Raw genomic sequence first — 7,981 nt, 5'->3', positions numbered from 1 at the left:
TGACCGCTGCTCTGACTCGCGTTTGCTCCGAAGTTTTCGGTTCGGCTCGTGTTGACTTCGACAAGATCGACAGCGCCCCAGAAGAAAAGGCTCGTGGTATCACCATCAACACTGCGCACGTAGAGTACGACTCGAACATTCGTCACTACGCGCACGTTGATTGCCCAGGTCACGCCGACTACGTCAAAAACATGATCACTGGTGCTGCCCAGATGGACGGCGCGATCCTGGTTTGCTCGGCTGCCGATGGTCCGATGCCACAAACTCGTGAGCACATCCTGCTGTCCCGTCAGGTAGGCGTTCCGTACATCGTTGTCTTCCTGAACAAGGCTGACATGGTTGACGACGCTGAGCTGCTGGAACTGGTTGAGATGGAAGTGCGCGATCTGCTGAGCACTTACGACTTCCCAGGTGACGACACTCCGATCATCATCGGTTCGGCTCTGATGGCTCTGAACGGCCAAGACGACAACGAAATGGGTACCACCGCTGTTAAGCGTCTGGTAGAAACTCTGGATACCTACATCCCAGAGCCAGAGCGTGCAATCGACAAGCCGTTCCTGATGCCAATCGAAGACGTATTCTCGATCTCCGGCCGTGGCACCGTGGTAACTGGCCGTGTTGAGCGTGGTATCGTTCGCATTCAGGAAGAAGTTGAGATCGTTGGTCTGCGCGACACTCAGAAAACTACCTGCACCGGCGTTGAAATGTTCCGCAAGCTGCTCGACGAAGGTCGTGCTGGCGAGAACTGCGGCGTTCTGCTGCGTGGTACCAAGCGTGACGACGTTGAGCGTGGCCAGGTTCTGGTTAAGCCAGGCACCGTTAAGCCGCACACCAAGTTCACCGCTGAAGTTTACGTTCTGAGCAAGGAAGAAGGCGGCCGTCATACTCCGTTCTTCAAAGGCTACCGTCCACAGTTCTACTTCCGTACTACTGACGTAACTGGTAACTGCGAGCTGCCAGAAGGCGTTGAAATGGTAATGCCAGGTGACAACATCCAGATGACTGTCACTCTGATCAAAACCATCGCGATGGAAGATGGTCTGCGTTTCGCTATCCGTGAAGGCGGTCGTACCGTCGGCGCTGGCGTCGTAGCCAAAGTCATCGAGTAATCGACGACTCATGAAGAGGCCCCCGCTTGCGGGGGCTTTTTTATTGGGTTGACACTCTGTGGGGCCGTCTATAGAATTGCGCCTCCTTTTAACGGGCGTATTGCGCCCGGTGGGAATAGCAGCCTGGAGTCTGAAATCCAATGCAAAATCAGCAAATCCGTATCAGGTTGAAGGCTTTCGACCATCGCCTGATCGACCAATCCACCCAGGAAATCGTGGAAACCGCGAAACGTACTGGTGCTCAAGTGCGTGGTCCAATTCCACTGCCTACCCGTAAAGAGCGGTTCACCGTTCTGGTCTCCCCGCACGTCAACAAAGACGCGCGTGACCAGTACGAGATCCGTACTCATAAGCGCGTACTGGACATCGTCCAGCCAACGGATAAAACCGTTGATGCTCTTATGAAGCTTGATCTTGCGGCAGGTGTGGAAGTGCAGATCAGCCTCGGCTAAGACTCGGTCTTAGTCGTGTAACGCTCTGAAATGGGCGGCCATAGCGGGTGAAAGCCCCGTACACTCATGAGGTTTACAACATGACTATTGGTGTAGTCGGTCGTAAATGCGGTATGACCCGTATTTTCACCGAAGAAGGTGTCTCCATTCCGGTCACGGTCATTGAGATCGAGCCGAATCGCGTCACCCAGTTCAAAACTGAAGAAACCGATGGCTATCGTGCAGTGCAGGTCACTGTAGGTGAGCGTCGTGCTTCGCGCGTGACTGCTGCTCAAGCAGGTCACTTCGCTAAAGCGAACGTTGCTGCCGGTCGTGGCGTTTGGGAATTCCGTCTTGAAGAAGGCGAGTACCAAGCTGGCGATCTGATCAATGCAGAAATCTTCGCTGCTGGCCAACTGGTAGACGTTACCGGTCAGTCGAAAGGTAAAGGCTTCGCCGGTACCATCAAGCGTTGGAATTTCCGCGGTCAAGATAACACCCACGGTAACTCCGTTTCCCACCGCGTCCCGGGCTCTATTGGCCAGTGCCAGACTCCTGGTCGTGTATTCAAGGGCAAAAAAATGTCCGGTCATATGGGCGCTGAGCGCGTGACCGTGCAGTCCCTGGAAGTAGTGCGCGTCGACGCTGAACGCAATCTGTTGTTGGTCAAGGGTGCTGTTCCTGGCGCTACTGGCGGCAACCTGGTTGTACGTCCGGCGGCCAAGGCTCGCGGTTAAGGGGAAGCTGACATGCAATTAAATGTAAATGACGCTCAAGCGATCGAAGTTTCCGAACTGACATTTGGCGGCGAATTCAACGAGACGCTGGTTCACCAAGCAGTCGTGGCCTACATGGCCGGCGGCCGTCAAGGTAGCAAGCAGCAAAAGACCCGTTCCGACGTTTCCGGTGGCGGCAAGCGCCCATGGCGTCAGAAAGGTACTGGCCGTGCTCGTGCCGGTACTATCCGTAGCCCAATCTGGCGTGGCGGCGGTACCACTTTCGCAGCTCGTCCTCAGGATCACTCCCAGAAGCTGAACAAGAAGATGTATCGCGCAGCAATGCGTTCCATCCTTGCTGAGCTGGTGCGTACTGATCGTCTGGTCGTGGTTCAGGATTTCGCTGTTGAAACTCCGAAAACCAAAGATCTGCTGGGCAAGCTGAACAACATGAGCCTGACCGACGTTCTGATCGTGTCGGACGCTGTTGATCAGAACCTGTACCTGGCTGCTCGTAACCTGCCACACGTTGATGTTCGTGACGTGCAAGGTTCCGATCCAGTTAGTCTGATCGCATACGACAAAGTGTTGATCACTGTGTCGGCCGTGAAGAAATTCGAGGAGCTGCTGGGATGAACCAGGAACGCGTATTTAAAGTTCTGCTTGGCCCGCACGTTTCCGAGAAGGCTACGGTTCTGGCAGACAAGAAAGGCCAGTTCGTTTTCAAGGTTGCTACTGACGCAACCAAGCTGGAAATCAAGAAGGCCGTCGAAAGCCTGTTCAGCGTGAAAGTGGAGCGCGTTACTACCCTGAACGTTCTGGGTAAGAGCAAGCGTACCGCTCGCGGTCTGGGCAAGCGTAATGACTGGAAGAAGGCAGTTATCTCCCTTCAGCCAGGCCAAGATCTCGATTTCAGCAGCAGTGCTGAGTAAGGAAGGGGTGCATCATGGCAATCGTTAAATGCAAACCGACTTCCCCTGGCCGCCGTTTTGTGGTCAAGGTGGTCAACCAGGAGCTGCATAAAGGCGCTCCTCACGCACCGCTGCTCGAGAAGAAATCGAAGTCTGGTGGTCGTAACAACAATGGTCGCATTACCACTCGTCACGTTGGTGGTGGTCATAAGCAGCATTACCGTCTGGTCGACTTCCGTCGCAACGACAAAGATGGCATCGCTGCCACTGTCGAGCGTATCGAATACGATCCAAACCGTACTGCTCACATCGCTCTGCTGCTGTACGCAGATGGCGAGCGTCGCTACATCATCGCCCCTAAAGGCGTGAGCGCTGGCGACCAGCTGATCGCAGGTGCTCTGGCACCGATCAAGCCGGGCAACGCTCTGCAACTGCGCAACATTCCAGTTGGTAGCACCGTACACGGCATCGAACTGAAGCCAGGTAAAGGCGCGCAAATCGCTCGTTCGGCTGGCGCTTCGGCTCAGCTGGTCGCTCGTGAAGGTGTCTACGTGACCCTGCGTCTGCGTTCTGGTGAGATGCGTAAAGTGCTGGCTGAATGCCGCGCGACCCTGGGCGAAGTCTCGAACTCCGAGCACAGCCTGCGTTCGCTGGGTAAAGCTGGTGCCAAACGCTGGCGTGGCGTTCGCCCAACCGTTCGTGGTGTTGCCATGAACCCGGTTGACCACCCACATGGTGGTGGTGAAGGTCGTACCTCTGGTGGTCGTCATCCGGTATCGCCATGGGGCTTCCCGACTAAGGGCGCGAAGACTCGTGGTAATAAGCGTACCGACAAAATGATCGTCCGTCGTCGCAAGTAAATAGAGGGATACGACAGTGCCACGTTCTCTGAAAAAAGGTCCTTTTATTGATCTTCACCTACTGAAGAAGATCGAAGTGGCGGCGGAAAAGAACGATCGCAAACCAGTTAAGACCTGGTCGCGCCGTTCCATGATCCTGCCACAAATGGTCGGTCTGACCATTGCTGTGCATAACGGTCGTCAGCATGTTCCAGTTCTCGTGAACGAAGACATGGTCGGCCACAAACTGGGCGAGTTCGCCGGTACCCGTACATATCGCGGGCACGTGGCTGACAAGAAAGCCAAGCGTTAAGGGGTAAGGAATGATGGAAGTAGCCGCTAAGTTGTCGGGCGCTCGAATCTCCGCCCAGAAAGCCCGCTTGGTCGCCGACCAGATCCGCGGGAAGAAGGTGGGCGAAGCGCTCAACCTGTTGGCTTTCAGCAGTAAGAAAGCCGCCGAGATCATGAAGAAAGTGCTGGAGTCGGCCGTAGCCAACGCCGAGCATAACGAAGGCGCAGACGTTGATGACCTGAAGGTCTCCACCGTTTTCGTCAACGAAGGGCGTTCGCTGAAGCGCATCATGCCACGTGCCAAAGGCCGTGCTGATCGCATCGTCAAGCGGTCTTGCCATATCACTGTCAAGGTTGCTGACAAGTAACGGAGTCGAAGAGATGGGTCAGAAAGTACATCCCATTGGCATTCGCCTGGGAATCGTCAAGGAGCACACCTCCGTCTGGTACGCAGACGGTCGGACTTATGCGGACTATTTGCTCGCAGATCTGAATGTGCGTGAGTATCTCCAAGACAAACTAAAAAGCGCGTCCGTAAGCCGTATCGATATCCATCGTCCGGCTCAAACTGCACGCATCACCATCCACACCGCTCGTCCCGGCATCGTGATCGGCAAGAAAGGTGAAGATGTTGAGAAGCTGCGTCAGGACCTGACCAAGCAAATGGGTGTGCCTGTGCACATCAATATCGAAGAGATCCGCAAGCCGGAGCTCGACGGTATGCTGGTTGCGCAGAGCGTAGCTCAGCAGCTGGAGCGTCGCGTAATGTTCCGTCGTGCTATGAAGCGCGCCGTACAGAACGCCATGCGCATTGGTGCCAAAGGCATCAAAATCCAAGTGAGCGGTCGTCTCGGCGGTGCTGAAATCGCACGTACTGAATGGTATCGCGAAGGTCGTGTGCCACTGCACACCCTGCGTGCCGATATCGACTATGCCACCTACGAAGCTCACACCACTTACGGTGTGATCGGTGTGAAGGTTTGGATCTTCAAAGGCGAAGTAATTGGTGGTCGCCAAGAAGAGCTGAAGCCGCAAGCACCTGCGCCTCGTAAAAAAGCTGCTAAGTAAGGGGTACGCCAAATGTTGCAACCAAAGCGTACGAAGTTCCGCAAGCAAATGACCGGCCACAACCGTGGTCTGGCATTGCGCGGTAGCAAAGTCAGCTTCGGCGAGTTCGCGCTGAAGTCTGTTGCTCGTGGTCGTCTCACCGCTCGTCAGATCGAGTCAGCGCGTCGTGCTCTGACCCGTCACGTAAAACGTGGTGGCAAGATCTGGATCCGTGTATTCCCGGACAAGCCTATTTCCAAAAAGCCTCTCGAAGTTCGGATGGGTAAAGGTAAGGGTAACGTCGAATACTGGGTAGCCCAGATTCAGCCAGGCAAAGTCCTGTATGAAATCGAGGGTGTTTCTGAAGAGCTGGCGCGTGAGGCTTTCGCCCTGGCTGCTGCAAAGCTGCCGCTCGCCACCTCCTTTGTTAAACGGACGGTGATGTGATGAAAGCGAATGAACTTCGTGAAAAATCCGCACAGCAGCTGAACGAGCAACTGCTCGGCCTGCTGCGCGACCAGTTCAATCTGCGTATGCAGAAAGCAACTGGCCAGTTGGGGCAGTCTCATCTGCTCTCGCAAGTTAAGCGTGACATCGCTCGCGTGAAGACTGTGCTCAACCAGCAGGCAGGTAAGTAATCATGGCTGAAGCCGAAAAAACTGTCCGTACGCTGACTGGCCGTGTTGTCAGCGACAAGATGGACAAGACCATCACCGTTCTGATCGAGCGTCGCGTTAAGCACCCTATCTACGGTAAATACGTTAAGCGTTCGACTAAGCTGCACGCGCACGACGAAACCAACCAGTGCCACATCGGCGACAAAGTCACTATTCGTGAAACTCGTCCGATGGCCAAGACCAAGTCTTGGGCCCTGGTTGATGTTCTCGAACGCGCTGTGGAAGTCTAAGGGCTAGGGGTCGGAGAAATTATATGATTCAGACTCAATCCATGCTCGATGTGGCCGATAACAGCGGCGCTCGCCGCGTTATGTGCATCAAGGTGCTGGGTGGCTCCCATCGTCGTTACGCTGGTATCGGTGACATCATCAAAGTTACCGTCAAGGAAGCAATTCCTCGCGGTAAGGTGAAAAAAGGCCAAGTGATGACTGCTGTTGTAGTCCGCACTCGCCATGGTGTTCGTCGTGCAGACGGCTCCATCATCCGCTTTGATGGCAACGCTGCTGTTCTGTTGAACAACAAGCAAGAGCCGATCGGCACCCGTATCTTTGGGCCAGTGACCCGTGAACTTCGCAACGAGAAGTTCATGAAGATCGTCTCGCTCGCCCCAGAAGTGCTGTAAGGAGATCCGACATGCAAAAGATTCGTCGTGACGACGAGATCATCGTGATCGCCGGCAAAGACAAAGGTAAGCGCGGTAAGGTGCTTAAGGTTCTGGCTGACGACCGTCTGGTCGTCGGTGGCCTGAACCTGGTCAAGCGTCATACCAAGCCTAACCCGATGTCGGGCGTACAGGGCGGTATCGTCGAGAAAGAAGCGCCACTGCACGCTTCCAACGTCGCCATTTTCAACAGCGAAACCAACAAGGCTGACCGCGTTGGTTTCAAAGTAGAAGACGGCAAAAAAATTCGTGTCTTCAAGTCGACCCAAAAAGCGGTTGATGCTTGAACACTGCTAGGTAGAAGACCATGGCACGACTAAAAGAGATTTACCGGAAGGAAATCGCTCCGAAACTTAAGGAAGAACTTAAGCTTTCGAACGTGATGGAAGTTCCGCGCGTTACCAAAATCACCCTGAACATGGGTCTGGGCGAAGCAATCGGCGACAAAAAAGTCATCGAGCATGCTGTTGCTGACCTGGAAAAGATCACCGGCCAGAAAGTCGTTGTGACCTACGCTCGTAAATCCATCGCTGGCTTCAAAGTCCGCGAAGGATGGCCGATCGGCGTCAAAGTGACCCTGCGCCGTGAGCGTATGTACGAGTTCCTGGATCGTCTGCTGTCGATCTCCCTGCCTCGGGTTCGCGACTTCCGCGGCCTGAATGCCAAGTCCTTCGACGGTCGTGGCAACTACAGCATGGGCGTTAAAGAGCAGATCATTTTCCCGGAAATCGATTACGACAAGATCGATGCTCTCCGCGGTCTGGACATTACCCTGACCACCACTGCTAAGAACGATGATGAAGGCCGCGCTCTGCTGCGTGCTTTCAAATTCCCGTTCCGCAACTGATTGGAGTAGGAAAATGGCCAAGAAGAGCATGAAGAACCGTGAGCTGAAGCGTCAGCTCACCGTTGCCAAATACGCCACCAAGCGTGCAGCGCTGAAAGCTATCATCGTGGATCTGAACGCAAGTCCAGAAGCTCGTTGGGAAGCTACCGTAGCTCTGCAGAAGCAGCCACGTGATGCAAGCGCTTCGCGCATGCGTAACCGCTGCCGCCTGACTGGTCGTCCGCACGGCGTTTACCGCAAGTTCGGCCTGGGCCGTAACAAGCTGCGTGAAGCCGCAATGCGTGGTGACGTACCGGGTCTGGTTAAAGCCAGCTGGTAATAGCTATCAAAGTCTCGGTGTTCGGGCTCGCAAGATCCCGATCACCGGTGGCCTTGAACGTGAATCAAGCCCCTTTTGGGGCTTGATTCATTTCTGGGGTGTGTCTAGAATGACCGGCTCGCCTGAGCCC

The 7,981-nt window shown here is 54.8% G+C and carries 16 protein-coding genes; all 16 read left to right on the top strand.

The window, feature by feature from the left end; all coding sequences use genetic code 11:
• The coding region (tuf, locus tag BLS75_RS29295; protein ID WP_053138951.1) for an elongation factor Tu at positions 1–1,112 on the top strand (1,112 nt) is incomplete at its 5' end.
• Between the two features lie 140 nt (positions 1,113–1,252).
• Positions 1,253–1,564 (top strand): 30S ribosomal protein S10, encoded by a 312-nt coding sequence (rpsJ, locus tag BLS75_RS29290; RefSeq protein WP_003186070.1) that lies wholly within the window; start codon positions 1,253–1,255, stop codon positions 1,562–1,564.
• Between the two features lie 80 nt (positions 1,565–1,644).
• The gene (gene rplC / locus BLS75_RS29285; RefSeq protein ID WP_007924205.1) at positions 1,645–2,280 is read left to right on the top strand and encodes a 50S ribosomal protein L3; all 636 of its coding nucleotides are present in this window, start codon (positions 1,645–1,647) and stop codon (positions 2,278–2,280) included.
• A gap of 12 nt (positions 2,281–2,292) precedes the next feature.
• Positions 2,293–2,895, top strand: a complete 603-nt coding sequence (gene rplD, locus BLS75_RS29280) for a 50S ribosomal protein L4 (protein ID WP_007924200.1) — start codon at positions 2,293–2,295, stop codon at positions 2,893–2,895.
• Positions 2,892–3,191: a 50S ribosomal protein L23 gene (rplW, locus tag BLS75_RS29275; RefSeq protein ID WP_002555488.1), complete on the top strand. Its 300-nt coding sequence runs from the start codon at positions 2,892–2,894 to the stop codon at positions 3,189–3,191. Before rplD ends, rplW begins: the two co-directional genes overlap by 4 nt.
• Before the next feature lie 14 nt (positions 3,192–3,205).
• Positions 3,206–4,030 (top strand): 50S ribosomal protein L2, encoded by an 825-nt coding sequence (gene rplB / locus BLS75_RS29270; RefSeq protein ID WP_011063775.1) that lies wholly within the window; start codon positions 3,206–3,208, stop codon positions 4,028–4,030.
• A 16-nt stretch (positions 4,031–4,046) separates the two neighbouring features.
• On the top strand, positions 4,047–4,322 hold the full coding sequence (gene rpsS / locus BLS75_RS29265) for a 30S ribosomal protein S19 (protein WP_002555486.1): 276 nt from the start codon (positions 4,047–4,049) through the stop codon (positions 4,320–4,322).
• Between the two features lie 13 nt (positions 4,323–4,335).
• Entirely contained in the window at positions 4,336–4,668 is a 333-nt protein-coding gene (rplV, locus tag BLS75_RS29260; protein ID WP_003103908.1) for a 50S ribosomal protein L22, read from the top strand.
• 13 nt (positions 4,669–4,681) lie between these two features.
• A complete protein-coding gene (rpsC, locus tag BLS75_RS29255; RefSeq protein WP_007924192.1) occupies positions 4,682–5,368 on the top strand; it encodes a 30S ribosomal protein S3 in 687 nt (228 codons plus the stop codon).
• Between the two features lie 12 nt (positions 5,369–5,380).
• Positions 5,381–5,794, top strand: a complete 414-nt coding sequence (rplP, locus tag BLS75_RS29250; RefSeq protein WP_003228729.1) for a 50S ribosomal protein L16 — start codon at positions 5,381–5,383, stop codon at positions 5,792–5,794.
• On the top strand, positions 5,794–5,985 hold the full coding sequence (rpmC, locus tag BLS75_RS29245) for a 50S ribosomal protein L29 (protein ID WP_002555481.1): 192 nt from the start codon (positions 5,794–5,796) through the stop codon (positions 5,983–5,985). Before rplP ends, rpmC begins: the two co-directional genes overlap by 1 nt.
• 2 nt (positions 5,986–5,987) lie before the next feature.
• Positions 5,988–6,254: a 30S ribosomal protein S17 gene (gene rpsQ, locus BLS75_RS29240; protein ID WP_003194644.1), complete on the top strand. Its 267-nt coding sequence runs from the start codon at positions 5,988–5,990 to the stop codon at positions 6,252–6,254.
• A gap of 23 nt (positions 6,255–6,277) precedes the next feature.
• Positions 6,278–6,646, top strand: coding sequence for a 50S ribosomal protein L14 (rplN, locus tag BLS75_RS29235; protein ID WP_011063774.1), 369 nt, complete (start codon positions 6,278–6,280; stop codon positions 6,644–6,646).
• Between the two features lie 11 nt (positions 6,647–6,657).
• Positions 6,658–6,972 carry a 50S ribosomal protein L24 gene (gene rplX, locus BLS75_RS29230; protein ID WP_010443924.1) on the top strand — a complete coding sequence of 105 codons (315 nt, stop codon included), beginning with the start codon at positions 6,658–6,660 and terminating at the stop codon, positions 6,970–6,972.
• Between the two features lie 20 nt (positions 6,973–6,992).
• Positions 6,993–7,532, top strand: coding sequence for a 50S ribosomal protein L5 (gene rplE, locus BLS75_RS29225; protein ID WP_003210069.1), 540 nt, complete (start codon positions 6,993–6,995; stop codon positions 7,530–7,532).
• Positions 7,533–7,545: 13 nt separating this feature from the next.
• Complete coding sequence (gene rpsN, locus BLS75_RS29220) at positions 7,546–7,851, top strand: 30S ribosomal protein S14 (RefSeq protein WP_003228726.1); 306 nt, start codon at positions 7,546–7,548, stop codon at positions 7,849–7,851.
• Positions 7,852–7,981 lie beyond the last annotated feature (130 nt).

This window comes from Pseudomonas sp. NFPP12 (assembly GCF_900103205.1).
GTDB lineage: Bacteria > Pseudomonadota > Gammaproteobacteria > Pseudomonadales > Pseudomonadaceae > Aquipseudomonas > Aquipseudomonas protegens.
This window is presented reverse-complemented; position numbering and strand designations above follow the sequence as displayed.

Bases quoted from the DNA above. Each gene is read 5' to 3' on its own strand.
- rpsJ (WP_003186070.1), top strand. From the start codon at position 1,253: ATGCAAAATCAGCAAATCCGTATCAGGTTGAAGGCTTTCGACCATCGC.
- rplC (WP_007924205.1), top strand. From the start codon at position 1,645: ATGACTATTGGTGTAGTCGGTCGTAAATGCGGTATGACCCGTATTTTC.
- rplD (WP_007924200.1), top strand. From the start codon at position 2,293: ATGCAATTAAATGTAAATGACGCTCAAGCGATCGAAGTTTCCGAACTG.
- rplW (WP_002555488.1), top strand. From the start codon at position 2,892: ATGAACCAGGAACGCGTATTTAAAGTTCTGCTTGGCCCGCACGTTTCC.
- rplB (WP_011063775.1), top strand. From the start codon at position 3,206: ATGGCAATCGTTAAATGCAAACCGACTTCCCCTGGCCGCCGTTTTGTG.
- rplV (WP_003103908.1), top strand. From the start codon at position 4,336: ATGGAAGTAGCCGCTAAGTTGTCGGGCGCTCGAATCTCCGCCCAGAAA.
- rpsC (WP_007924192.1), top strand. From the start codon at position 4,682: ATGGGTCAGAAAGTACATCCCATTGGCATTCGCCTGGGAATCGTCAAG.
- rplP (WP_003228729.1), top strand. From the start codon at position 5,381: ATGTTGCAACCAAAGCGTACGAAGTTCCGCAAGCAAATGACCGGCCAC.
- rpmC (WP_002555481.1), top strand. From the start codon at position 5,794: ATGAAAGCGAATGAACTTCGTGAAAAATCCGCACAGCAGCTGAACGAG.
- rpsQ (WP_003194644.1), top strand. From the start codon at position 5,988: ATGGCTGAAGCCGAAAAAACTGTCCGTACGCTGACTGGCCGTGTTGTC.
- rplN (WP_011063774.1), top strand. From the start codon at position 6,278: ATGATTCAGACTCAATCCATGCTCGATGTGGCCGATAACAGCGGCGCT.
- rplX (WP_010443924.1), top strand. From the start codon at position 6,658: ATGCAAAAGATTCGTCGTGACGACGAGATCATCGTGATCGCCGGCAAA.
- rplE (WP_003210069.1), top strand. From the start codon at position 6,993: ATGGCACGACTAAAAGAGATTTACCGGAAGGAAATCGCTCCGAAACTT.
- rpsN (WP_003228726.1), top strand. From the start codon at position 7,546: ATGGCCAAGAAGAGCATGAAGAACCGTGAGCTGAAGCGTCAGCTCACC.